Source organism: Bradyrhizobium sp. PMVTL-01 (assembly GCF_051861855.1).
In the GTDB taxonomy this organism is placed as follows: domain Bacteria; phylum Pseudomonadota; class Alphaproteobacteria; order Rhizobiales; family Xanthobacteraceae; genus Bradyrhizobium.
In genome coordinates this window covers 7807501-7830814 of sequence record NZ_CP193982.1, presented here as the reverse complement: position 1 = coordinate 7830814, position 23314 = coordinate 7807501, and the positions used below count along the sequence as shown (strand labels likewise).

17 protein-coding genes, 2 tRNA genes, 2 rRNA genes, 1 pseudogene and 1 riboswitch (1 of these 23 cut by a window edge) are annotated in these 23314 nt (G+C 64.4%); of the genes and pseudogenes, 13 read left to right on the top strand and 9 right to left on the bottom strand.

What is annotated here, in order from left to right; genetic code table 11:
* The first annotated feature begins 37 nt into the window (after positions 1-37).
* The 4 genes from ftsE to ACRQ5Q_RS37695 all read left to right on the top strand — a co-directional run bounded on the left by ftsE (position 38) and on the right by ACRQ5Q_RS37695 (position 3484).
* Complete coding sequence (ftsE, locus tag ACRQ5Q_RS37710; protein WP_439370644.1) at positions 38-697, top strand: cell division ATP-binding protein FtsE; 660 nt, start codon at positions 38-40, stop codon at positions 695-697.
* The gene (locus ACRQ5Q_RS37705) at positions 690-1658 is read left to right on the top strand and encodes a cell division protein FtsX (protein WP_439394876.1); all 969 of its coding nucleotides are present in this window, start codon (positions 690-692) and stop codon (positions 1656-1658) included. The genes ftsE and ACRQ5Q_RS37705 overlap by 8 nt, the downstream gene beginning before the upstream one ends.
* Positions 1659-1983: 325 nt before the next feature.
* Complete coding sequence (locus ACRQ5Q_RS37700) at positions 1984-2688, top strand: YdcF family protein (RefSeq protein WP_439370641.1); 705 nt, start codon at positions 1984-1986, stop codon at positions 2686-2688.
* Between the two features lie 22 nt (positions 2689-2710).
* Positions 2711-3484 (top strand): lysophospholipid acyltransferase family protein, encoded by a 774-nt coding sequence (locus ACRQ5Q_RS37695; RefSeq protein WP_439370639.1) that lies wholly within the window; start codon positions 2711-2713, stop codon positions 3482-3484.
* Here ACRQ5Q_RS37695 and ACRQ5Q_RS37690 read toward each other — a convergent pair.
* Positions 3481-4092, bottom strand: a complete 612-nt coding sequence (locus ACRQ5Q_RS37690; RefSeq protein ID WP_439370637.1) for a gamma-glutamylcyclotransferase — start codon at positions 4090-4092, stop codon at positions 3481-3483. The genes ACRQ5Q_RS37695 and ACRQ5Q_RS37690 overlap by 4 nt on opposite strands.
* A 211-nt stretch (positions 4093-4303) precedes the next feature.
* On the opposite strand from ACRQ5Q_RS37690, the gene ACRQ5Q_RS37685 reads away from it, so the two are divergent.
* Positions 4304-5488, top strand: a complete 1185-nt coding sequence (locus tag ACRQ5Q_RS37685) for a DUF2125 domain-containing protein (RefSeq protein WP_439394875.1) — start codon at positions 4304-4306, stop codon at positions 5486-5488.
* A gap of 104 nt (positions 5489-5592) precedes the next feature.
* Here the strand turns inward: ACRQ5Q_RS37685 and ACRQ5Q_RS37680 are convergent, their stop codons facing one another.
* Genes ACRQ5Q_RS37680 through ACRQ5Q_RS37670 form a run of 3 tightly spaced genes read right to left on the bottom strand, consistent with a single transcriptional unit; the run spans position 5593 to position 8508 of the window.
* Positions 5593-6531, bottom strand: a complete 939-nt coding sequence (locus ACRQ5Q_RS37680) for a prephenate/arogenate dehydrogenase family protein (protein ID WP_439370634.1) — start codon at positions 6529-6531, stop codon at positions 5593-5595.
* Positions 6528-7625 carry a histidinol-phosphate transaminase gene (hisC, locus tag ACRQ5Q_RS37675; protein ID WP_439394874.1) on the bottom strand — a complete coding sequence of 366 codons (1098 nt, stop codon included), beginning with the start codon at positions 7623-7625 and terminating at the stop codon, positions 6528-6530. The genes ACRQ5Q_RS37680 and hisC overlap by 4 nt, the downstream gene beginning before the upstream one ends.
* Positions 7626-7659: 34 nt before the next feature.
* The gene (locus tag ACRQ5Q_RS37670) at positions 7660-8508 is read right to left on the bottom strand and encodes a chorismate mutase (RefSeq protein ID WP_260388311.1); all 849 of its coding nucleotides are present in this window, start codon (positions 8506-8508) and stop codon (positions 7660-7662) included.
* Between the two features lie 205 nt (positions 8509-8713).
* A riboswitch (SAM riboswitch) is annotated at positions 8714-8793 on the top strand.
* Positions 8794-8878: 85 nt separating this feature from the next.
* On the opposite strand from ACRQ5Q_RS37670, the gene metX reads away from it, so the two are divergent.
* The gene (gene metX / locus ACRQ5Q_RS37665) at positions 8879-10081 is read left to right on the top strand and encodes a homoserine O-acetyltransferase MetX (protein ID WP_439399938.1); all 1203 of its coding nucleotides are present in this window, start codon (positions 8879-8881) and stop codon (positions 10079-10081) included.
* Between the two features lies 1 nt (position 10082).
* Positions 10083-10745: a methionine biosynthesis protein MetW gene (gene metW / locus ACRQ5Q_RS37660; protein ID WP_439394872.1), complete on the top strand. Its 663-nt coding sequence runs from the start codon at positions 10083-10085 to the stop codon at positions 10743-10745.
* Positions 10746-10893: 148 nt separating this feature from the next.
* Here the strand turns inward: metW and ACRQ5Q_RS37655 are convergent, their stop codons facing one another.
* The gene (locus tag ACRQ5Q_RS37655; RefSeq protein WP_439394871.1) at positions 10894-11757 is read right to left on the bottom strand and encodes an alpha/beta fold hydrolase; all 864 of its coding nucleotides are present in this window, start codon (positions 11755-11757) and stop codon (positions 10894-10896) included.
* A gap of 215 nt (positions 11758-11972) precedes the next feature.
* Here ACRQ5Q_RS37655 and ACRQ5Q_RS37650 point away from each other — a divergent pair, with 215 nt between their 5' ends.
* Positions 11973-12617 carry a TIGR02594 family protein gene (locus tag ACRQ5Q_RS37650; RefSeq protein WP_439394869.1) on the top strand — a complete coding sequence of 215 codons (645 nt, stop codon included), beginning with the start codon at positions 11973-11975 and terminating at the stop codon, positions 12615-12617.
* Positions 12618-12765: 148 nt separating this feature from the next.
* Here the strand turns inward: ACRQ5Q_RS37650 and ACRQ5Q_RS37645 are convergent, their stop codons facing one another.
* A complete protein-coding gene (locus tag ACRQ5Q_RS37645; protein ID WP_439394868.1) occupies positions 12766-13554 on the bottom strand; it encodes an MOSC domain-containing protein in 789 nt (262 codons plus the stop codon).
* Between the two features lie 242 nt (positions 13555-13796).
* Between ACRQ5Q_RS37645 and clpB the strand changes: the two genes are divergently transcribed.
* Positions 13797-16436 carry an ATP-dependent chaperone ClpB gene (gene clpB, locus ACRQ5Q_RS37640; RefSeq protein WP_439394866.1) on the top strand — a complete coding sequence of 880 codons (2640 nt, stop codon included), beginning with the start codon at positions 13797-13799 and terminating at the stop codon, positions 16434-16436.
* Positions 16437-16518: 82 nt separating this feature from the next.
* Here clpB and ACRQ5Q_RS37635 read toward each other — a convergent pair whose 3' ends face one another.
* From ACRQ5Q_RS37635 to ACRQ5Q_RS37625, 3 genes and pseudogenes are all read right to left on the bottom strand, one after another.
* The gene (locus tag ACRQ5Q_RS37635; protein ID WP_439394865.1) at positions 16519-16785 is read right to left on the bottom strand and encodes a hypothetical protein; all 267 of its coding nucleotides are present in this window, start codon (positions 16783-16785) and stop codon (positions 16519-16521) included.
* 187 nt (positions 16786-16972) lie between these two features.
* Positions 16973-17873: pseudogene (locus tag ACRQ5Q_RS37630) on the bottom strand (Vgb family protein).
* Between the two features lie 85 nt (positions 17874-17958).
* Complete coding sequence (locus ACRQ5Q_RS37625; RefSeq protein ID WP_439370621.1) at positions 17959-20022, bottom strand: M23 family metallopeptidase; 2064 nt, start codon at positions 20020-20022, stop codon at positions 17959-17961.
* Positions 20023-21026: 1004 nt separating this feature from the next.
* Between ACRQ5Q_RS37625 and ACRQ5Q_RS37620 the strand changes: the two genes are divergently transcribed.
* The 4 genes from ACRQ5Q_RS37620 to ACRQ5Q_RS37605 all read left to right on the top strand — a co-directional run.
* Positions 21027-22515 (top strand): 16S ribosomal RNA (locus ACRQ5Q_RS37620).
* Positions 22516-22704: 189 nt separating this feature from the next.
* Positions 22705-22781, top strand: a tRNA-Ile gene (locus ACRQ5Q_RS37615).
* A gap of 33 nt (positions 22782-22814) precedes the next feature.
* A tRNA-Ala gene (locus ACRQ5Q_RS37610) sits at positions 22815-22890 on the top strand.
* Between the two features lie 384 nt (positions 22891-23274).
* A 23S ribosomal RNA gene (locus ACRQ5Q_RS37605) occupies positions 23275-23314 on the top strand; it runs 2808 nt beyond the window's last position.
* Together the 16S and 23S rRNA genes with 2 tRNA genes alongside form the textbook arrangement of a ribosomal RNA operon.

The window sequence follows — 23314 nt, the reverse complement described above, 5'->3', positions numbered from 1 at the left end:
CGCCGCGTCTATCGCCCCCTCTCGAACGGAGCTGAGCTTGGTTCGGTTCGAAAATGTCGGATTGCGTTACGGCCTGGGGCCGGAGATTCTGCGCGACCTCAGCTTCCAGATCCCCGCGCATTCCTTCCAGTTCCTCACCGGCCCGTCCGGAGCCGGCAAGACCTCACTGCTGCGCCTGCTGTTCCTGTCGCATCGGCCGACGCGCGGCCTCGTCAATCTTTTCGGCCACGATATCTCGCAACTCGGCAAGGACGAGATCGCGGACTTGCGCAAGCGCATCGGCATCGTGCTCCAGGATTTCCGACTGCTCGACCATATGACGACCTACGAGAATGTCGCGCTGCCGTTCCGCGTCATGGGCCGCACCGAGTCGAGCTATCGCAAGGAGGTCATCGACCTCCTGCGTTGGGTCGGCCTCGGCGACCGCATGGACGCGCTGCCGCCGATCCTGTCGGGCGGCGAGAAGCAGCGCGCCGCGATCGCGCGGGCGGTGATCTCGCGGCCGCAGCTTTTGCTCGCGGACGAGCCGACCGGCAGCGTCGATCCGACGCTCGGCCGCCGCCTGCTGCGGCTTTTCATCGAGCTCAACAAATCCGGCACCGCCGTCATCATCGCGACCCACGACATCGGCCTGATGGACCAGTACGAGGCGCGGCGGCTGGTGCTGCATCAGGGACGGTTGCACGTCTATGAGTAGGACCGACGAGCGTGGCGTGCTGGTCGATCTCGGACAGGAGCGTCCGCAGCTTCCGGCCAAGGCGCGCAACATGTCGCCGATCGTGCCGCGCGCCTCGATCCATGGCCGCGCGCTGGTCGCCGTCGTCGCCATCATGACCTTCCTGGCCTCGATGACCACCGGCACGGTGCTGCTGGTCAGCGCCTCCGCCGCGGAATGGCAGTCGGAAGTCGCAAGCGAGATCACCATCCAGGTCCGTCCGCAAGCGGGGCGCGATCTCGACCGCGACACCGTGGCCGTGACCGAGGCGATGCGCGCGCAGCCCGGCATCGTCGAGGTCAAACCGTTCAGCAAGGACGAGAGCGGCAAGCTGCTCGAGCCGTGGCTCGGCACCGGCCTCTCGATGGACGATCTGCCGGTGCCGCGCATGATCATCGGGCGGGTGCGGCCGGGCACGCCGCTCGATCTCGGCGTCCTGCGCGCCCGCGTGACGCAAGTGGCGCCGAGCGCCAGCGTCGACGATCACCGCGCCTGGATCGAGCGCATGCGCTCGATGACCAATGCCACCGTGCTCGCGGGCCTCGGCATCCTCGCGCTCGTCATCATCGCGACCATCATCTCGGTGTCGTTCGCGACCCGCGGCGCGATGGCGGCGAACCGTCCGATCGTCGAGGTGCTGCATTTCGTCGGCGCCGGCGACCGCTACATCGCCAACCGCTTCCTGCGGCATTTCCTCAGGCTCGGCCTCGAAGGCGGCGTAATCGGCGGCGGCGCCGCCATGCTGGTGTTCGGCTTCTCCGAGTCGGTCGCCGGCTGGTTCTCGGGAACGCCGGTCGGCGACCAGTTCGCGGCCTTGCTGGGCACCTTCTCGCTGCGGCCGTCCGGCTATGTCGTACTTGCGGTGCAGGCGGTCCTGATCGGCGCCATTACGGCCGTCGCCTCGCGCCAGACGCTGTTCGCGACGCTGAATGATATCGATTGAGGTTTCTTCGCCTCTCCCCGCTTGCAGGCCGGAATGCGCGCTGCAAGCGCGGATTCCGGGTGAGGGGGACTCTCCGCGAGTCCAACTGTCTTCGTCCCCGCGGAGAGTCCCCCTCACCCCAGCCCTCTCAGCGCGAGCGAAACTCGTCGCGGCCCCGCATCCGCCTTCGCCAAGGCTTCGGCGGACCGGAGCGGGGCGAGGGAGCACACCGTCGATGTGGAGAGAGTAGTCGTCGTCCCTTGCGTACGCAGCGTTCAACAAACCGGACTCCACTTCGCCTCAAAACGTCCTAAAATCATTCCAAGGAAGGGATCACCGGCATCGCATGACCTCGCCGACCGACGATCGATCGCCGAAACTGCCGCGCGGCTGGCTGCGCGCGACAATCGTGTCGACGATTGCGCTCGCTTTCGTCGCCGCGGCGGCCGGCTTCGTCGCGTTCCTGTCGCAGATGCGCGGCGCCGAGATCGCGCCGGACCGCAAGGCCGACGGCATCGTGGTCCTGACTGGCGGTTCCTCGCGGGTGTCGGATGCGATGGAGCTGCTGGCCGCGGGCTATGGCAAGCGGTTGCTGATCTCCGGTGTGCATCCGACCTCGACGGCGAGTGACATCTCGCGGACCCTGCCGGAGAACCAGGCCTTCATGACCTGCTGCGTCGACCTCGACCGCACCGCGCTCACGACCCGCGGCAACGCCGCGGAGGCGCGGCGCTGGGCCGAGGGGCGACGATTCAAGTCGCTGATCGTGGTCACCTCGAATTACCACATGCCGCGCGCGCTGGTGGAATTCTCGCATGCGATGCCGCAGACCACGCTGATCCCGTTCGCGGTGGTCGGCGACAAATGGCGCGAGGAGCCGTGGTGGACCTCGGCGTCCACCCTGCGGTTGCTCTTGTCCGAATATGTCAAGTACATCGCGGCCGAACTCAGGGTGCGGCTGGAGGATTTCGGGATTGACCTTTCACCCGAGATATCGGAGCAGCCTGCAGGTCAGCAGCCCAGGCGGCCCGCCACTGCCCAGGCCAACTGACCGGCAATTAATCGGATCGTCGATGTTTCTGATTTTCCTGCGCTCGCTCTTGTTCAACGTGCTGTTCTATGCCGTATTGGTCTGCCTCGCGCTCGTGGCGCTGCCGACCTTCGCCTTGCCGCCGCGTGCCATGCTCACGGTTGCCGAATGGTGGGCGAAGGCGACGCTTTTCTTGATGCGCGTGGTCTGCAACATCAAGGTGGAATTCCGGGGTATCGAGAAGATCCCGCAGGGACCGCTGGTGATCGCAGCGAAGCACCAGTCGTTCTGGGAAACGTTCGTGCTGCCGGGTTTCTTCAACCGCCCGATCTTCATCCTCAAGCGCCAGCTCATGCAGATTCCGGTGTTCGGCCAGTTCCTGGTCAAGACCGGGATGATCGCGATTGACCGCAATGCCGGCGTGAGGGCGCTGCTGGACATGACCCGGCGCGCGCGCGAGGCGGTGCGCAGTGGAAAGCAGCTCGTGATCTTTCCGGAAGGCACGCGCCGCGCTCCGGGCGCTCCGCCCGACTACAAGACCGGCTTTGCCCAGATCTATTCGTCCTGCGGCGTGCAATGCCTGCCGATCGCGCTCAACTCGGGCCTGTTCTGGCCGCGCCGCACCTTCATGCGCTATCCGGGCACGCTGGTGGTCGAGTTCCTCGATCCGTTGCCGCCGGGCCTGCCGAAGGACGAGTTTCTCACCCGCGTGCAGACGGTGATCGAAGAGGCGACCGCCCGCCTCGTCGAAGCGGGGCGGAAAGAGCAGGAGCAGTTGATCGGCATCGCCCCGAGCTACGCGCCATCTGAGAGTTAGCGGTTCTCTCGATCTTCCGCCTGAGCCGGCGCGTGCAGCGCATGCGCTTCACCATGCAGCATCGTCGCGAGCTGATGCAATTGCGTGTCGCGAAAGCCTTCGGCCTCGATGGCCTTCACCGTCGCCGTCACGTAGTCACGGTTGGCGCCGGACTGGCCGTGGCCCTGGACGACATGGCGATGCTGGTCGGCGAGCGACAAGCGGCCGGCATATTGCACATGGCCGCGGTCGACGACATAGGCGAGCGCCGAGACGCGCTGGCGCGCATCATTCTCCAGCCACACCGAGCGCATCACCTCGCGATAGACCGACGTGACCTGCTCGCGTTCGCGCAAATAGGCGACGACGTCGGCACGGTTCTTCTCGGCGACGCGGAAGGCGATGCCGCGGCAGGCGCCGCCGCGGTCGAGCCCGAGCACCAGGCCCGGCTTCTCCGGCGTGCCGCGATGCACGAAGGAATAGACGCAGAGCGCGCGATGCTCGCCGACCAGCCGCGCCGGGACGCGCTCCTCGAATTCGAAGCCCGGCCGCCACATCAGCGAGCCGTAGCCGAACACCCAGAGGTCGCCCTTGGCTGTGGTGACGGAGGGGAGGGTGATTTCCGACATTTCGGGCACGGCTAGAGCATGATCCGGAAAAGTGTGAAGCGGTTTTCCGCAAAGACCATGCTCAAACAAGGAGCTAAAGCGCGACGACGATGTTTCCAAATCGTGTCGCGCTTTAGCAGAACCGGGCCGCCAAGCGAAGCGGATTCTCGGCCTTTCGTCGGGGGCCGGTCCCGCTTACATTTGCCTGAATCTGGGGCCAAAGGGTCGCCGCATGTCCGATATGACCGTTGCCACAGGCCGCCGCTCCCGTTGGGGCCTTTTCATCGCACCCGTTCTCCTGCTGATCCTCGCCGTCGCGTGGACCTGCTTCTGGTTCTATGCCGCGTCGCAGGCCGAGGTCGCCGCAGACGCCTGGCGCGCGCAGGAGGCCAGGTCCGGCCGCATCTATGATTGCGCCAAGCGCTCGATCGCGGGCTTCCCGTTCCGCTTCGAGGTCCAGTGCTCCGGCGCCAGCGTCGCCCTGGTCTCGCAGAATGCCAGCAAGACGCCGTTCACCGCCAGGCTCGACAACATCCTGGTCGTCGCCCAGGTCTACGATCCCAAGCTCGTGATCGCCGAGTTTTCGGCGCCGGCGACGCTGACCGACGGCGTCACGCAAAACACCTTCGTGGTGAACTGGAGCAAGGGGCGCAGCAGCGTGGTCGGCCTGCCGGCCGTGCCGCAGCGCGCCTCTCTCGTGTTCGACGACCCCAACATCAACCGGCTCGACGGCAGCATGCAGGTGCCGCTCGCGCGCGCCAAGCAGATCGAGCTGCATGGGCGCCTTGCGGACGGCTCGCCGGCCGATCATCCCGTGATCGAGACCGTGCTCCACGTCGCGCAAGCCAGCATCCAGGGCGTTCATCCCTTGCTCGCCGAGCCGTTCGAGGCCGACACGCGGGCGAAGATCACCGGCCTGTCCGACCTCACGCCAAAGCCCTGGCCGCAGCGCTTCCGCGAGATCCAGGCCGCCGGCGGCCATATCGAGATCCTGCAGTCGCGGATCCAGCAGGGCGAGATGATCGCAGTCGCGGCCGGCACGCTCGGCCTGTCGCCCAATGGCCGACTCGACGGCGAGCTGCAGATGACGGTGACCGGGCTCGAGCGCGTGATCCCGGCACTCGGGATCGAGAAGATGCTGGAAGAGGGCGTACCGCAGGCGACGCTGGATCGCGTCGCGCCCGGCGTGAAGTCGCAGGACCTCAATAATCTCTTTGGTGCGCTTGATCGCGCCGTTCCCGGCCTCGGCAAGGTCATCAAGCAGAACGCCAATGCCGGCCTGGCGGCCGGCGTCAACTCGATCGGCACCGAGAGCACGCTCGAGGGCAAGAAGGCGCGCAGCTTCCCGCTGAAATTCGACGACGGTGCCGTGCTGCTCGGCCCGGTCAAGGTCGGTCAGATCCCGCCGCTGTATTAGTTCTCGTCATTGCGAGCGAAGCGAAGCAATCCAGGCTTTCTCGTCGGAAACAGTCTGGATTGATTCGTCGCTGCGCTCCTCGCAATGACGGAGGAGAGAGGGGGCTACGGCTTCTTCTCGAGCTGCCCGTGCTGGCGGCCGAAATCTGCTGCCGCCGAATCCTGGCCGATCTCGACGATGCCGCGGCGGATGGCGCGGGTGCGGGTGAAGTGATCGAACAGTGCTTCGCCGTCGCCGCGCCGGATCGCGCGGGTCAGCTTGGCAAGATCCTCGGTGAAGGTGCCGAGCATCTCCAGCACCGCTTCCTTGTTGGCGAGGAACACGTCGCGCCACATCGTCGGATCTGATGCGGCAATACGGGTGAAGTCGCGGAAGCCACCGGCTGAGAATTTGATCACCTCGGACTCCGTCACCTGCGCCAGCTCGTCGGCGGTGCCGACGATGGTGTAGGCGATCAGATGCGGCAGATGGCTGGTGATCGCGAGCACGAGGTCATGATGATCCGGCGTCATCACCTCGACCTTGGCGCCCATCGCCGCCCAGAAGGCGCGCAAGTGAGCGACGGCCTCAGTGTCGGTACCCTCCGGCGGCGTGAGAATGCACCAGCGGTTGATGAAGAGCTCGGCGAAGCCGGAATCCGGCCCCGAATGCTCGGTGCCCGCGACCGGATGTGCCGGCACGAAATGGACGCCCTGCGGCAGATGCGGCGCCATGTCCCTGACCACCGCGCCCTTGACCGAGCCGACGTCGGAGACGACAGCGCCCGGCTTCAGATGCGGCGCGATCTCCTGCGCCACCGGCCCGCAGGCCCCGACAGGAATGCAGAGGATAACGAGGTCGGCGTCCTTGACGGCCTCCGCATTGGTCGCCACCACCTGGTCGACGATGCCGAGCTCGATCACCCGCGCGCGCGTCCTCTCCGAGCGCGCGGTGGTGACGATCTCGCCAGCCAGGCCCTGGAGCTTCGCAGCGCGCGCGATCGAGCCGCCGATCAGGCCGAAGCCGATCAGCGCGACGCGCTGGAAATGCGGTTTCGCGCTCATTTGCCGGCCATGAATTCGCGCAAGGCATCGACGACGAGGCGGTTGGCCTCTTCGGTGCCGATGGTCATGCGCAGGGAATGCGGCAGGCCGTAGTTCTTCAGCGCGCGCAGAACGAGGCCGCGCTTGGTGAGGAAGGCGTCGGCGTCGTCCGAGGTCCTGCCGTTGTCGGTCGGGAAGTGGATCAGCACGAAATTGGCAACGCTCGGCGTCACCCTCAGGCCGAGCTTGGTGATCTCCTCGGTCAGCCAGTTGCGCCAGGTCTCGGTGAACTGCTTCGACATCCCCTGATGGCCGGTGTCCTCGATCGCGGCGACCGCGGCATACATCGCCGGCGTCGACACGTTGAAGGGACCGCGAATGCGGTTGACCGCGTCGATGATGTGCTCGGGCCCGAACATCCAGCCGACGCGCAGCGCGGCGAGGCCGTGGATCTTGGAGAAGGTGTGCGTCACCACGGTGTTCTCGGTGGTCGCGACCAGCTCGATCCCCATTTCGTAATCGTTGCGCGAGACGTAGTCGCAATAGGCGGCGTCCAGCACCAGCAGCACGTGCGAGGGCAGGCCGGCGCGCAGGCGCTTGACCTCGTCGAACGGAATGTAGGTGCCGGTCGGGTTGTTGGGATTGGCGAGCCAGACCAGCTTCGTCTTCGGCGTGACCACCTTGAGGATGGCGTCGACGTTGCAGGTGAGGTTGGTCTCCTCGGCGATCACGTTCCTGGCGCCGACCGCCATGGTCGCGATCGGATAGACCAGGAAGCCGTGGTTGGTGGAGATCGCCTCGTCGCCCTGGCCGAGATAGGTGTGGGCGAGCAGGTTGAGGATCTCGTCCGAGCCGGCGCCGCAAATGATGCGGTTCGGATCGAGTCCGAACGAGCGGCCGATCGCTTCGCGCAGCACGCGCGAGGTGCCTTCGGGGTAGTCTTCCAGATGATCCGCCACGCGCTTGAAGGCCTCGATCGCCTTCGGCGAGGGCCCGAACGGCGTCTCGTTGGCCGAGAGCTTGAACACCTTGCGGCCCGGCTCCGGCACCGGGGTCTTGCCGGGCGTGTAGGGCGCAATATCGAGAATGCCGGGGTTCGGCACGGGGCGGGACATCTTCAACTCCGGAGTGGCTTAGGCGGTACGCGATTTACGATTTCGACCCGGTCGGGGCCACCGTATAGCGCGTTGCGTGGCTGCCGACGAGGGCCGTGGAGCGCACCGAGGCCCCCGCCTCGATCAGGGCAGCCTTGATCTTGTCGATGCTGCTCGCAGCCGTGACCGAGACCAGCAGCGCCGCGCCGTCGAAGGCGGTGTCGGGCACCGCCACGATGTCGGCCAGCGGCGACAGGGTGCGCGCAACCTCGGCATTCCACCCTGATACGCGCACGCTGAATGTCTCGACCTCGGTCACCAGGGCGCTGTCGGCGACGCGCGAGATCGCGAACACCGGCAGCGCGGCCGGATGGTCGGCGCGCTCGACGAAGGGCATCCGCGCGATGATCTTCGGTGCGCCTTCTGCCTCCAGCTCCAGCCACCACGGTGTGCGGCTGGAGGTCGCCGAGACCAGCGCCAGGTCGCCCTTGGATTTCGCCACCGCCTCGACCGCAGCCTGCGCGCTGAAATGCGCGACATAGGGCACCGTGAAACCGAAATGGAAGCGGACCGAATCGCGCATCGCGGGCTCGCTCACCGAGATGTCGGCGTGCACGGAGAACGGCGCCTGCACATAGGTGAAGGTCGAGATGATGACGCGCCAGATGCTCTCGACGGTGTCGAGCGGCAGGATGCCGCGATGACGCTGCACGATCTCGCGCATCATGGAGGCCTCGCGCGCCGGGCGGAAGGCCGAGCCGACCTCCTGGGTCTGCTTCACCTGGATCAGGCGGTCGATGATGTCGCCGCGCTGCATCAGCAGGCGATGCATGCTCTCGTCGATCGCATCGATCTCCTTGCGCAATTCCTGCAGTGATGGTGGCGCGGGCGGACGTTGGGACATATCTGACAGGACTGTTGAGAGGCGTTCCAATGCGGGCCGGCCAAAGAGACTGGTAGGGTCCGATCCGCTGCGATCGACGTCCTGATTAGGCAGTCAGGGCGACGAAAGCAAAGAGAAATGACGGCCTGTTCGGCCGGCGAGGCAGGGACGAATTTGGCTGATCCGGACCGCGACTTGACGAAAACCGCCCAAGCCGGTAGGTTTTTGCCTGTTCCGTGGTCATTTGAGCCGGCCGGCTTGCAGCCACGTTAAAAAACTCGCTAAACAGGCCGGGGACGCTTCCGATCCCGGCCGAACCTATCGTTCAGGCCGGGTTTTTCATGGCCTGATGTCAGCGACAGTCGAGCGGCAGTCGCAAACGAGGTCGATGATGGTTGTCGTCAAGTCGATTCCGAGCCCGGCGATCAGTACCGACGATCGGTCGCATGAGGTGGATCACCCGAGCTCGCTCATCGCGCATTTCGGCGCCGAGCAGCCATTGCCGCTCGATTGCGGCGTCGATCTCTCCCCGTTCCAGATCGCCTACCAGACCTATGGCGAGCTCAACGCCGACCGCTCCAACGCGATCCTGATCTGCCATGCGCTGACCGGCGACCAGCACGTGGCCAATGTGCATCCCGTCACCGGCAAGCCCGGCTGGTGGGAGACCCTGGTCGGCCCGGGCCGCCCGCTCGATCCCGACAGGTACTTCATCATCTGCTCCAATGTGATCGGCGGCTGCATGGGCTCGACCGGGCCCGCCTCGATCAATCCCGCCACCGGCAAGGTGTGGGGTCTGGAATTCCCCGTCATCACCATTCCGGACATGGTCCGCGCGCAGGCGATGCTGATCGACCGGCTCGGCATCGACACGTTGTTCGCTGTGGTCGGCGGCTCGATGGGCGGCATGCAGGTGCTGCAATGGACCGCGGCCTATCCGAGCCGGGTGTTCTCCGCGCTCGCGATCGCCTGCTCGACGCGACACTCGGCGCAGAACATCGCGTTTCACGAGCTCGGCCGCCAGGCCGTGATGGCCGATCCCGACTGGCACAATGGCGGCTATGCCGATCGCGGCATCCATCCGCATCGCGGCCTCGCTGTGGCGCGGATGGCGGCGCACATCACCTATCTCTCCGACGCCGCGCTGCATCGCAAGTTCGGCCGGCGCATGCAGGATCGCGACCTGCCGACCTTCTCGTTCGACGCCGACTTCCAGGTCGAGTCCTATCTGCGCTACCAGGGCTCGTCCTTCGTCGAGCGCTTCGATGCCAACTCCTATCTCTACCTGACGCGCGCGATGGACTATTTCGACATCGCCGCCGACCATGACGGCGTGCTGGCAAAGGCGTTCGCAGGCATCAAGACCCGCTTCTGCGTCGTCTCCTTCACCAGCGACTGGCTGTTTCCGACCTCGGAATCGCGTGCGCTGGTGCATGCGCTCAACGCCTCGAGCGCGCGGGTGTCGTTTGCCGAGATCGAGACCGATCGCGGCCACGATGCCTTCCTGCTCGACGTGCCCGAGTTTTTCGACATCTCCCGCGCCTTCCTGCAATCGGCCGGCAAGGCGCGCGGATTGAATGGCTGTGGTGGCTAGGATGTCAGTGCAGGAAGTGCTGCCGCTCGGCGGCGTTGCGGCCGGGCAGTCCGGCCAGGTTCGCGCCGACCATCTGCTGGTGGCCGAGATGGTCAAGCCGGGTTCGAAAGTGCTCGACGTCGGCTGCGGCGACGGCGACCTGCTTCAACTGCTCGAGGCCCGCGGCATCGATGGCCGCGGCATCGAGCTGTCGCGCGAGGGCGTCAACCGTTGCGTCGCCAAGGGCCTTGCGGTGGTGCAGGGCGACGCCGACACCGACCTCGTCAATTACCCCCACGACGCTTTCGACTACGTGATCCTGTCGCAAACGCTGCAGGCGACGCGGCAGCCGAAGGTGGTGCTGGAGAATCTGCTGCGCATCGGCCGCCGCGCCATCGTCTCGTTCCCGAATTTCGGCTTCTGGAAGATGCGGCTGCAGCTCCTGATCGGCGGCCATATGCCGCGCACCGAGAACCTGCCCGCGACCTGGTACGACACCGCCAATATCCACTTCTGCACCATCAAGGATTTCGTCGAGCTCTGCGACGCGATCAACGTCAAGATGGAGCGCGCCGTGGCGCTCGATCTCTACGGCCGCCCGGTGCCGCTGAACCTGCCCTGGTGGGTGTGGAACATGTTCGGCGAGCAGGGCGTGTTTCTACTCAGCCGCGGCGGGGGCAAATAGCCTTCCGTTCGCGCTCCTCAATATGAGGAGCTGAGGTCTGTCCTCCGTCATTGCGAGCGCAGCGACGCAATCCGGAATGCGTCCGCGGAAAGACTCTGGATTGCTTCGCTGCGCTCGCAATGACGGAATACCTGGCGGCGCCTTCGCTCTAATGCGCCGCCAGCGACCGCGGATCACGCACCGGCCATCGTCCCGCCTCAACCAGCGTCACGAATCGCTCCACGCTCTCGTTGAACAGCGCGGGCTCCTCGAGATTGAGCACGTGGCCCGACTTCGGAAACATCGCGAGTCCTGCGGCCGGCAGGTGCTTCTTCAGGAACAGGCTCGCTCCCACGCAGGGATCGTCCTCGTCGCCGCAGATGATCAGCGCGGGCGTCGCCACCTTGGCGATCGCATCCGCCATCGTGTAGATCGAGGGCCGGCCGCCCTGGAAGCCGCGCATCGTGTTGGCCGAACCCTTCGCATCGTGCCGCGCCAGCGCGGCGTAGAAATCGGCATGGCCGCGCGGGTCCTTGACCAGGAAGGGGATCCGGCTCGGCGCCTCGCGCGTGACCTTGGCGACCTCGGCAGAGCCCAGCGTCTCGAACTGCTCGGCATTGGCGCGGCACTGCTTGCGCCAGGCCTCGAGATTCTCGAGCTCGGAGCCGGAGCCGACGCCGGCCAGCGTCATCGACAGCGCGCGATGCGGCGCGTTCAGGCCGATCTGGAGCGAGGAGTAGGCGCCCATCGAGAGCCCGACGAGATGCGCGCGCTCGATCTTGAGATGGTCGAGCACGGCCAGCGCGTCGGTGTAGAAATGCGTGTAGGTGTAGACCTCGCCGTCAGGCACGTCCGACGGGGTGTAGCCTCGCGCCGAATAGGTGATGCAACGGTGGCCGCGCGAGAAGTAGCGCATTTGCGGCTCCCAATTGGTATAGTCGGCCGCGAACTCGTGCAGAAAAATAATCGGCGTTCCCCGACCCGCCTCTTCGAAATAGATGCGGACGTCATCCCAAGTCGTGGCGTGGGGCATTAACTGTTTCCCTCTCTTCAAGACGCCTTTGCAGGATCGCAGTTAATGTTGATGTCCGCAATGCGGCAGCTTCGCACCAGCACCGGCGCAAAATCATCGCAGCTATTCGCCGACGTTGCGTCTTTTTCTCGCCACATCCGGAAGCTTTACGCCCCGGCGGATGTCGGCCACCACACGGGCCGACGGGAAAGAGGGGTGTCAACGAAGGATGAAGAATGTTTGAGTTGTTTGCGTTCCGCCTGTCGCGTTGTGTTGTCGCGCTGGCGGTCTTCTTCGCGGCGGTTGCCGCATTGGTTTCTCCGGCCTCGGCGCGGCCGCATCATCGTCACAGCGCAGAGCGGCACACTCACGCGCACCACGCCAGACATCATCACTATCGCGATCATGCAAGCAGCTCGCGCTTCGAGCGCAGCGCGGCACAGTTGCAGGCGGGCTCCTTCGCCGACACGCATGCCAGCTACGATCCGAATGCCAACGCCGGCGGTGCTGGCATGAGCGCCGGCTTCGGCGGCGGTTGGGGCGTCGTGTCCGAGGCGCGCCGCTATCTCGGCGGCAATCCGACCGGGCGCGGCAGCCTGTGGTGCGCGCGCTTCATGAACATGGTGCTGGAGCACACCGGCCATCGTGGCACCGGCTCGGACATGGCGAACTCGTTCGCGCATTACGGCACGCGCGTCTCCGGCCCGCAGGTCGGCGCCATCGCGGTGATGTCGCGCGGCCGCCGCGGCGGCCATGTCGGCATCATCACCGGCATCGATGCGCAGGGCAATCCGGTCATGATCTCAGGCAACAGCGGCAACCGCGTCCGCGAGGCGCCGGTCTCGCGCGGCCGGATCTATGCCTATGTGATGCCGAACTGAGGCCTCACCCCGTCATTGCGAGGAGCCCGCGCAAAATTGCGAAGCAATTTCGCGCGGGCGACGAAGCAACCCAGACTGCCTCGGCGGATAGATCTCTGGATTGCTTCGCCGCGCTCGCACTGACGGAGGATGTTGAGTCGACATCGGTTCACACCAACCTTGGCTGCTCCACCGCAACCGCATCGCCCACCCCGATCTCGCCGTCGGCGACGACCTCGGCATAGATGCCGCAATCCATGTGGCCGAGATGGCGCGAGAGCGTCGGCGGGATCTCGAGATCGCGCTTGGCCGTCACCGGGTCCACATTGGTGGCCGGACAGCGTACGATGCGCTTGACCACCTTGAGCCTGGCCTCGCCGATCGCGAGCGTCTGGCCGACGAGGTCGAGCTCGGACCAGGCCGGCCAGCCCTTGACGTACAGATTGCCGCGGAAGCGCAGCGGATGCACGGCAGTGCCGCCGAGCATGGCCTCGATGGCGCGGACGCTGTCGAGGTTGATGATGGACAGGACCTTGCGGGCGAGGTCGGAAAAGCTGTGATCACGGCCCGAGAGCACCTTCGGCGGGCCCTTCAGCTCCGGCTGGAAGTTCTCGGTGAAGTAGGCCTCGATGGCGGCGCGCCCGGCGGCGGTCTCGAGATCGCCGCTGGCGACGATCTGGCCGTCCCTGCGGATGGTCAGGCGGTTGGTCGCGTCCTCGAAGCGGCTGTCGAGCGAGGCCAGGCGCTCATTGCGGGCCAGCATCAGGAACAGGATTTTCGGCTTCCATTCGGGTGCCTCGGGATCGAACCCGCTCGAGCCGTTCTCGATGGCATAGCGGCGGTCGGCGGGCAGCGTCTCCCCGCGCCGCAAGCGGACTCGGGGTAGTGGCTCCGCTGTCAGGCCCTTGATCGGATAGCGGTAGAGGCAGGCGATTTCGGCGGTCTGGCTGGCTGTCATGCCGCTACTTAGGGGATTCGACCTGCTGGCGCCAAGCCAGCCAATCAGCGCACGAAATTGTGAAGTGGCCTCTTTCGCATCCACAACCCGCTTCCCACATTTGCCTCGGGCTGGCGGCCACGCCGGTCCACGACGACCGATACCGGTTGAGAAACGTCAATGCGGTAATCGGAAACCCAATGAAGATGCCATTTGGGGTGCCTTTGAGGGCCCCGGGGGCAGGCCGAGGGAAAGACAACGACATGAACATCGACAAATATACCGAACGCTCCAGGGGCTTCATCCAGTCCGCCCAGTCGCTCGCGGTGCGCGAGGGGCATCAGCAGTTTTCCACACTGCACCTGCTGAAGGTTCTCCTGGACGACAATGAGGGTCTCGCGGCCGGTCTGATCGACCGCGCCGGCGGCAATTCCCGTGCGATTCTGAAGGCGACCGAGGAGGCCCTCAACAAGGTGCCGAAAGTTTCCGGCGGCGGCGCCGGCCAGATCTACCTCGCGCCCGAGCTCGCCCGCACTTTCGACGCCGCCGAGAAGGCCGGCGAGAAGGCCGGCGACAGCTTCGTCACCGTCGAGCGGCTGCTGCTCGGTCTCACGCTGGAGAAGACCAGCGAGGCCGGCACGATCCTCGCCAAGGGCGGCGTCACCCCGCAAAATCTCAACGCTGCCATCGAGGCGCTGCGCAAGGGCCGGACCGCGGATTCCGCGACCGCCGAGAACGCCTATGACGCGCTGAAAAAGTATGCCCGCGACCTCACCCAGGCTGCGCGCGACGGCAAGCTCGACCCGGTCATCGGCCGCGACGAGGAGATCCGCCGGACCATCCAGGTGCTCTCGCGCCGGACCAAGAACAATCCCGTCCTGATCGGCGAGCCCGGCGTCGGCAAGACCGCGATCGCGGAAGGCCTCGCGCTGCGCATCGTCAACGGCGACGTGCCGGAGAGCCTGAAGGACAAGAAGCTGCTGTCGCTCGACCTCGGTGCGCTGATTGCCGGCGCGAAATACCGCGGCGAGTTCGAGGAGCGGCTGAAGGCCGTGCTCCAGGAAGTCACCGGGAGCGACGGCAATTTCATCCTGTTCATCGACGAGATGCACACGCTGATCGGCGCGGGCAAGGGCGACGGCGCGATGGACGCGTCGAACCTGCTGAAGCCGGCGCTCGCCCGCGGCGAGCTGCACTGCATCGGCGCGACCACACTCGACGAGTACCAGAAGCACGTGGAGAAGGATGCGGCGCTGGCGCGGCGGTTCCAGCCGATCTTCGTCAGCGAACCCTCGGTCGAGGACACCATCTCGATCCTGCGCGGACTGAAGGACAAGTACGAGCAGCATCATGGCGTGCGGATTGCCGATTCCGCGCTTGTTGCGTCCGCGACGCTGTCCAACCGCTACATCACGGACCGCTTCCTGCCCGACAAGGCGATCGACCTCATGGACGAGGCGGCGGCGCGGCTGAAGATGCAGGTCGATTCCAAGCCGGAAGAGCTGGATTCGCTGGATCGCGAGATCATCCGGCTGAAGATCGAGCAGGAGGCGCTGAAGAAGGAAAGCGATCTCGGCTCCAAGACCCGTCTCGAATCGCTCGAGAAGGAGCTGGCTGAGCTCGAGGAGAAATCGGCGGCGCTGACGTCGCGCTGGAGCGCGGAGAAGGACAAGCTCTCCAACGCCCAGAAGCTGAAGGCCGACCTCGACGCACTTCGCGTCGAGCTCGCCAATGCGCAGCGGCGCGGCGAATTCCAGAAGGCCGGTGAGCTGGCCTATGGCCGCATTCCGGAGCTGGAGAAGAAGCTCGCGGACATCGAGGCCAAGGAGAACTCCGGCGAGATGATGGAGGAGGCGGTCACCGCCAACCACATCGCGCAGGTGGTCTCGCGCTGGACCGGTGTGCCCGTCGACAAGATGCTGGAGGGCGAGAAGGAGAAGCTCCTGAAGATGGAGGAGCAGCTCGGCACCCGCGTCGTCGGCCAAGCCGAGGCCGTGCGTGCGGTCGCGACCGCCGTGCGCCGCTCCCGCGCGGGCCTGCAGGACCCGAACCGCCCCACCGGCTCGTTCATGTTCTTGGGGCCCACCGGCGTCGGCAAGACCGAGCTGACGAAAGCGCTCGCCGAGTACCTGTTCAACGACGAGACCGCGATGGTCCGCCTCGACATGTCCGAATACATGGAGAAGCATTCGGTCTCGCGGCTGATCGGCGCGCCCCCGGGCTATGTCGGCTATGACGAGGGCGGCGCGCTCACCGAGGCGGTGCGGCGGCGGCCTTATCAAGTGGTGCTGTTCGACGAGATCGAGAAGGCGCATCCTGACGTCTTCAACGTGCTGCTGCAGGTGCTCGACGACGGCCGGCTGACCGACGGCCAGGGCCGTACCGTCGACTTCCGCAACACGCTGATCATCATGACCTCGAACCTCGGTTCGGAATTCCTGGTGAACCAGCCGGAAGGCGAGGACACCTCGGCCGTGCGCGATCAGGTGATGGGAACGGTGCGGGCGCATTTCCGCCCCGAATTCCTCAACCGCGTCGACGAGATCATCCTGTTCCACCGCCTGCAGAAGAGCGAAATGGGCCGGATCGTCGAGATCCAGTTCGCCCGGCTGCAGAAGCTCTTGACCGATCGCAAGATCGTGCTGACGCTCGACGCCGCCGGCCGCGACTGGTTAGCGGCCAAGGGCTGGGATCCTGCCTACGGTGCAAGGCCGCTGAAGCGAGTGATCCAGCGCTACCTGCAGGACCCGCTCGCCGAGATGATCCTCAGCGGCGACGTCAGGGACGGCGACAGCGTCGCGATCTCGTCCGAAGGCAACGTGCTGACCTTCAACGGCAAGGCGCCGCAGACCGCGGAGATCGCCCAGTTCGAGGCGCCGGTGCCGAAGCGGAAGCTGAACTGAGCGCCATCGCCGCCTGAAAACGACAGATCGCCCCGGAGAGGTTCACTTCTCCGGGGCGAATTGTTTGGGCGGCATTGACATCCTAGCCGACTGTGGATGCGGAGCCGGGCTCGGTCGGTCCAACCTCGTCGTCGCCCTCTTCTAGCTCGGACAGGATGTCGACGAGCTCGCGCACCCGTCCCTGCGCCAGCGGTCGCAAATCGTTGATCATCGGCTCATCATTGGCGAGCCAGGCCTGGGCCTCGGCGAGTTCCTCGACGGTCGCGCCGGTCCCGATGATCTGGGCAATGGTGACGTCGTCGGCCCGGTCCACGGTCTTGATGACATCGTCGCGTGAGAGGCGCGTCATGGGGCGATCCTCCTGCTGGTCGGTCCGTTAAAGCGCTGGGAATGGGATCTATCGTCATCGCGCTTTAGGTTGTTGTTTGAGCATGATCTTTCGCAAAACCGCTTCGCACTTTTCCGGACCATGCTCCAGCCTCTAACCGGGGAACCCGCACGCCGGTTCCCTTGCGGCCGGAGTCCGCCGGCAGACCCTACTTCTTCACCGCCTTGTAGATCGCATTCTCGATGTCGGAGGAGAAGTAGATGACGCCCGTCGCGCCGACCGCGACGCCCGTCGGAATGTGGGTCGGCAGGCCGCCCGGCGCGCCCGCCAGTCCGATCGGGAGATTGGCCGCGATCTCGGTCACCTTGCTGGTTTCCGGCACGATCTCGATCAGGCGCTTGGCGCCGACTTCCGCCACGATCAGCTTACCGTCGCCGTCGCGTGCGAGGCCTTCGGGCATTTTCAACTCCCTGGCGAGCACGGTCTTTTCGCCGTTGCCGTCGACCCTGGCGACTGTGCCCGCAAAGGCTTCGGTAACGTAGACCTCGCCACGCGATCCGCCGACGAGTCCCACCGGGCCCTCGAGGTCGCCAATCAGCGTGGTGCGATCCTTGCCGTGCTCGCCGCTGACGCGGACCAGCGACTTGGTGCCGAGCTCGGCCACCAGGATGCTGCCGTCCGCGAGCACGACGGCGTCATGCGGCGCCTTGAAGCCATGCAGCATGTCGCGCGTTGCGCCGGTCTCGCCGTCGACGGTGGTGGCGTAGAGCCTACCGTCCTTGCGGAAGGCGAGCGAATTGATGCCAGCAAGCCCCGAGGCGAGCTTCCTGATCGGGCCATCCCCCTTGCGCGCACAGAGCGTCGGTCAGGAAGCCGGTCCAGGCCATGGTGCCGTCGGGCGCGAATGCGATGTCGTCCGACGGGGGCGGGATTGCCACCTTGGCGGTACCACCGGCGATATCGACCTCGTAGAGCGCGGCGCCCGCGACACTGCCGGCAAACAGATGGCCGGCCTTGTCGATTCCCGGCCCGTGCACGCCATGGAACGCCGAGCCCGGAACGAGCCTGGTCACCTCCCAATCTTCTGCGGATGCATGCGGCTTTGGCAAACGAAACTTGAAATCGTGGAGTAGCTGCGTCTCGCAGCGTTCCGTTCGATCGTTGAAGTCGTCCGGCCGGTGCGCTGCGGCCGACTTAGCGGTTGGTGACCTGCAAGGGCCCGCCGGTTGCGTCCGACATGCGGGCGATGGCGGCACCCCGGCCGCTCATCATGGCGTCGAGCCGGTCGCGCTCCTTCTCGAAGCCGGCGAGCACCGTCCCTTCCAGCGAACGGCCGCGCGGCAGTTTTACGCGGAGCGGATCGACGAAGCGGCCGTTGACGAGGATTTCGTAGTGGACGTGGGGGCCCGTCGACTGGCCGGTCGAACCGACGAAGCCGATGACCTGGCCCTGCCGCACCTTTTTGCCGATCTCCATGCCCTTGGCGAAGGCCGACATGTGGCCGTAGGCGGTCTCGTAGCCGTTGGAATGCTTGATGCGGATATATTTGCCGTAGCCGCCTTCGGGGCCGGCCTTCTCGATCACGCCGTTGCCGGAGGCGAAGATCGGCGTGCCGTAGGCGGTGGCCCAGTCGACGCCGGTGTGCATCTTCAAATAGCCGAGGATCGGATGGCGGCGGCCGCCGAAGCCGGAGCGCATGATGGCGTTGTTGACGGGCTTCCTGACCAGGAACTTCTTCGCGCTCTTGCCGGTCTCGTCATAGTAGTCGACGACGCCGTCGTCCGGGCTCTGGTAGCGATAGTATTTCTTGGTCTCGCCGCCGACCGTGAGCGAGGCGAACAGCACGTCGTTCTTTTCGGTCGACGTCACGCCCTCGTCCTCGCCGGCGTAGAACACGTCGAAGGAATCGCCCGGCTGCACCTTGCGCTGGAAATCGACGTCGTAGGAGTAGATCTTGATCATGTCCTCGATGACCGGCATCGGCACTTTGTTGCGCATCGCGGTCTCGTAGATGCTCTGGTAGAGCCGGACACCGGTGCCGTCATCGTCGTCATCGTCGTCGCTGTTGGCGTTGGCCGCCGCCTCGGTGACGGTGTTCATGCTGGAGACGTCGACCGCAACGTATTTGCCGAGGTCGGACAGCGCCGCGATCGCTTCCACCATGGTGTCGTTTGCAACCACGACGCGATAGGGCTGCAGGCGGGCGCCCGGGCTTGCGGGCGCCATCAGGATGCGGAGCTTTTCGCCTTCCTTCAGGCCACCGTCGCGGCCGCGCGGGCCGAGTGTCGCGGTGATCGCCTTGATCTCGTCGGCCGTGGCGCCGAGATCGCGCAGCACGGAGCCGACGCTGTCGCCCTTCTTGACCAGATGGACGCGTTCGCCGTTGGGATTGCCGCCGGTGATCTGTTCCTTGGTCTTCGGCAGCAGCGTGACGTTTTCCGGCACCACGCGCGTCTCGAAGCCGGCATAGGGGTCGGACGGCGATACCTCGGTGGCGTAGGCCATCTTCATGTCGGACGGGCCGGTCGCGCCGGACACGTCGGCGGCGGCTTTGGCGAGCGAGGCGTAGCGCACCCCGCCATTGCCGCGCCAGTTGGCGGCATCGCGCACCCGCATCAGGATGTCGTCGAGCGCCACGACCGCGGAAATCTTGGCTTTCGGCAGCACCGGCGACAGGTCCTTGGTCACGAAGGAGACCTCGGCGTCCGGCTCGACGGCTTCCGGATTGTTCGGATCGTCCGATGCCGACTTCGAATCGGAGCCGACGTCGGTGAGCAGACGCTGGGCGTTGAACGGCGGAATCTTCGCGGACAGATCGCTCGTCGTCATCGACAGATTGCCGGCGATCCGGACGAACGGGCGCACCCGCATCACGTCGCGGTTGCCGACGCGGGCAACCGTCGAGACGCGCATGATGTTGCGCGAGGCGGTAGATTCACTGGGGGGCGGCAGGCGATCGCTCTTGTGCAGCGTGGCGGCGCGATCAGCTGCGCCGAACGCCCCGCGCAGCGCGCCCTCGACCCGTTCCGGAACCTTCGCGAAGGTCATCTCGCCGTCGAGCGACGCGAAAACGGCGCCGCCGATCAGGGCCGCGCCGCACAGTCCGGTCAGAATTGTCCCGCTGAACCATTGTACCGAGACGCGACGGCGGTCGATGACGGCAGCTTCCGAACCATCGACGGACAGCGGCGGCTCGTGGCCGAGATCGATGATCCCGGTCTCACGTCCATAAGCGCCGCGTGACGTCCTGTGGTTCAACCCAAGTCCCCCAATCAACGACCCAAGAGGCCCATCCCGGTTTCGAGCCCCTTCCTGACCGCCCTCTTCGAGGGGCATCGCAGGAATGGGCAAGCCGCACAGGCGCTCGCGGTCAGAAGGCCCTACGAGGGCCGGCCGAATTACGAACAGCTAAGCGGAAAAAGATCTCTCGATGTCTCTCGAATGTCCGAAGAAGGCCGCTCCATCGTCTGACCGCCTTCCTCCGACCCCACAAAAATCGCCGGCAGCCCCCACTGGCATCCCGCGATTCAAGCTAGTCTCTTATCAGAACGCCGCGGGAATGTGGCTCAAGTACGGCGCCTAATATGGAAAAAGTTTCCTCACCGGCCGGGTGTAGGGGCTTTAGGTCGAGCGGCGCCCGGGCCGCTTCCAGCCCCTCTCAAAGGCCCCTCCCGAGCCGTCCGATGGCCAAACTTTTTTTAAGATTTTTTGCGGCGTCGCCCGGCGCCACTCGCTCCATGGCCGTTTAATTACTTGGAATTACTGAATTTTCTGCGCCAATCCACCGTGCGACGATTTGTTGACGATTTGGCGTTGACAGCCCGGAAGGTGGGGCCTATAACCCCAACCACTGAGCGCGGCGCCGCCGGGTCACTGACCAAGGCGAGCGAACGCGCCACTGATGCTCCTCACCTTGTTGAGTGACACAACAGCCGACACCAGTCGGTTGGAGTTCATTCATCGTCGGTAAGGGTGTCGGAACCCTTCCTCTCAGGAAGGTTGGGGCCTCTCCGGTCCCGGGCTGTTTGACAAGTGAAGATGAAGAAAGAGAAACGTGGACGGCGGAGTCCTTGCGGGTCTCGCTTCTGGAAAGCTTCGGCTTTTCCGATCGAGACCGGACGAAAGACTTCGGCGGTACACGTTTTAAAGGAAACACCATCGTTGCCAGCGATGTGAATCGCAGGCAGCTCGTCGACTTCGGTTGATGAAAATATGGTGGGACCTCGTCAAACGTTGTGATCAGCCGGTTCAAAGTTCAAGTCCAACTTGAGAGTTTGATCCTGGCTCAGAGCGAACGCTGGCGGCAGGCTTAACACATGCAAGTCGAGCGGGCGTAGCAATACGTCAGCGGCAGACGGGTGAGTAACGCGTGGGAACGTACCTTTTGGTTCGGAACAACACAGGGAAACTTGTGCTAATACCGGATAAGCCCTTACGGGGAAAGATTTATCGCCGAAAGATCGGCCCGCGTCTGATTAGCTAGTTGGTAGGGTAATGGCCTACCAAGGCGACGATCAGTAGCTGGTCTGAGAGGATGATCAGCCACATTGGGACTGAGACACGGCCCAAACTCCTACGGGAGGCAGCAGTGGGGAATATTGGACAATGGGGGCAACCCTGATCCAGCCATGCCGCGTGAGTGATGAAGGCCCTAGGGTTGTAAAGCTCTTTTGTGCGGGAAGATAATGACGGTACCGCAAGAATAAGCCCCGGCTAACTTCGTGCCAGCAGCCGCGGTAATACGAAGGGGGCTAGCGTTGCTCGGAATCACTGGGCGTAAAGGGTGCGTAGGCGGGTCTTTAAGTCAGGGGTGAAATCCTGGAGCTCAACTCCAGAACTGCCTTTGATACTGAAGATCTTGAGTTCGGGAGAGGTGAGTGGAACTGCGAGTGTAGAGGTGAAATTCGTAGATATTCGCAAGAACACCAGTGGCGAAGGCGGCTCACTGGCCCGATACTGACGCTGAGGCACGAAAGCGTGGGGAGCAAACAGGATTAGATACCCTGGTAGTCCACGCCGTAAACGATGAATGCCAGCCGTTAGTGGGTTTACTCACTAGTGGCGCAGCTAACGCTTTAAGCATTCCGCCTGGGGAGTACGGTCGCAAGATTAAAACTCAAAGGAATTGACGGGGGCCCGCACAAGCGGTGGAGCATGTGGTTTAATTCGACGCAACGCGCAGAACCTTACCAGCCCTTGACATGTCCAGGACCGGTCGCAGAGATGTGACCCTCTCTTCGGAGCCTGGAACACAGGTGCTGCATGGCTGTCGTCAGCTCGTGTCGTGAGATGTTGGGTTAAGTCCCGCAACGAGCGCAACCCCCGTCCTTAGTTGCTACCATTTAGTTGAGCACTCTAAGGAGACTGCCGGTGATAAGCCGCGAGGAAGGTGGGGATGACGTCAAGTCCTCATGGCCCTTACGGGCTGGGCTACACACGTGCTACAATGGCGGTGACAATGGGATGCGAAGGCGCAAGTCCTAGCAAATCTCAAAAAGCCGTCTCAGTTCGGATTGGGCTCTGCAACTCGAGCCCATGAAGTTGGAATCGCTAGTAATCGTGGATCAGCACGCCACGGTGAATACGTTCCCGGGCCTTGTACACACCGCCCGTCACACCATGGGAGTTGGTTTTACCTGAAGACGGTGCGCTAACCCGCAAGGGAGGCAGCCGGCCACGGTAGGGTCAGCGACTGGGGTGAAGTCGTAACAAGGTAGCCGTAGGGGAACCTGCGGCTGGATCACCTCCTTTCTAAGGATGATCCTTCAGCGAGCTTCGGCTCACTATCGGATCGTTTTAGAAACATCAGTGGCCAACAGATCGCCAGATCGTTGAGCTGCATTGGCGGGATTTCGCCGTCTTCGTTTCTCTTTCTTCGCGGACGAACACGCGCTGGCCTGCAACGACAGGATCCAGGGTCCTTAACGGGATATGCGTTAGGGGCTTGTAGCTCAGTTGGTTAGAGCGCGCGCTTGATAAGCGTGAGGTCGGAAGTTCAAGTCTTCCCAGGCCCACCACTTACATCGAGTGAGCATTCGTCTTCTGGTTACGGGGCCATAGCTCAGCTGGGAGAGCGCGTGCTTTGCAAGCATGAGGTCGTCGGTTCGATCCCGTCTGGCTCCACCAGATGGTTTGATCACCGAGGTCATGCACCGTCGTCCGCGAAACATCACTTCGCATCTTGCTAGTCTGGATAGACAGTAAGTTGCGTGTTTTCTGACATCGTAAAGAGGAGATCGATCCGAGTTGGGTCGTGCGGCAAATTGCTGCGCGGGCCATCATTATCTCCGGATCATTTTCGGCGCTCGCGTCCGGCCGCAAGGTTGGCCGCGAGTTGTAAAATGATCCTTTTAGCGAAGCTTGACCGCCTCGCTATCGGAACGATCTTACGAAGCAAGCTGGTCTTTCTAGTCAATGTCCGGCTACAGATGGCGTTCATCGAGGGCGCGTGCCGCAAGGCAATTCTGTAGACAACATTCTGCCGAGTGTGTGGACATTGATAATGAGAGCAATCAAGTGCCTTAAGGGTGTTCGGTGGATGCCTTGGCGC

Coding starts and splice junctions, on each gene's coding strand:
- ACRQ5Q_RS37705 (WP_439394876.1), top strand. CDS start 690: ATGAGTAGGACCGACGAGCGTGGCGTGCTGGTCGATCTCGGACAGGAG.
- ACRQ5Q_RS37700 (WP_439370641.1), top strand. CDS start 1,984: ATGACCTCGCCGACCGACGATCGATCGCCGAAACTGCCGCGCGGCTGG.
- ACRQ5Q_RS37695 (WP_439370639.1), top strand. CDS start 2,711: ATGTTTCTGATTTTCCTGCGCTCGCTCTTGTTCAACGTGCTGTTCTAT.
- ACRQ5Q_RS37690 (WP_439370637.1), bottom strand. CDS start 4,092: ATGTCGGAAATCACCCTCCCCTCCGTCACCACAGCCAAGGGCGACCTC.
- ACRQ5Q_RS37685 (WP_439394875.1), top strand. CDS start 4,304: ATGTCCGATATGACCGTTGCCACAGGCCGCCGCTCCCGTTGGGGCCTT.
- ACRQ5Q_RS37680 (WP_439370634.1), bottom strand. CDS start 6,531: ATGAGCGCGAAACCGCATTTCCAGCGCGTCGCGCTGATCGGCTTCGGC.
- hisC (WP_439394874.1), bottom strand. CDS start 7,625: ATGTCCCGCCCCGTGCCGAACCCCGGCATTCTCGATATTGCGCCCTAC.
- ACRQ5Q_RS37670 (WP_260388311.1), bottom strand. CDS start 8,508: ATGTCCCAACGTCCGCCCGCGCCACCATCACTGCAGGAATTGCGCAAG.
- metX (WP_439399938.1), top strand. CDS start 8,879: ATGGTTGTCGTCAAGTCGATTCCGAGCCCGGCGATCAGTACCGACGAT.
- metW (WP_439394872.1), top strand. CDS start 10,083: ATGTCAGTGCAGGAAGTGCTGCCGCTCGGCGGCGTTGCGGCCGGGCAG.
- ACRQ5Q_RS37655 (WP_439394871.1), bottom strand. CDS start 11,757: ATGCCCCACGCCACGACTTGGGATGACGTCCGCATCTATTTCGAAGAG.
- ACRQ5Q_RS37650 (WP_439394869.1), top strand. CDS start 11,973: ATGTTTGAGTTGTTTGCGTTCCGCCTGTCGCGTTGTGTTGTCGCGCTG.
- ACRQ5Q_RS37645 (WP_439394868.1), bottom strand. CDS start 13,554: ATGACAGCCAGCCAGACCGCCGAAATCGCCTGCCTCTACCGCTATCCG.
- clpB (WP_439394866.1), top strand. CDS start 13,797: ATGAACATCGACAAATATACCGAACGCTCCAGGGGCTTCATCCAGTCC.
- ACRQ5Q_RS37635 (WP_439394865.1), bottom strand. CDS start 16,785: ATGACGCGCCTCTCACGCGACGATGTCATCAAGACCGTGGACCGGGCC.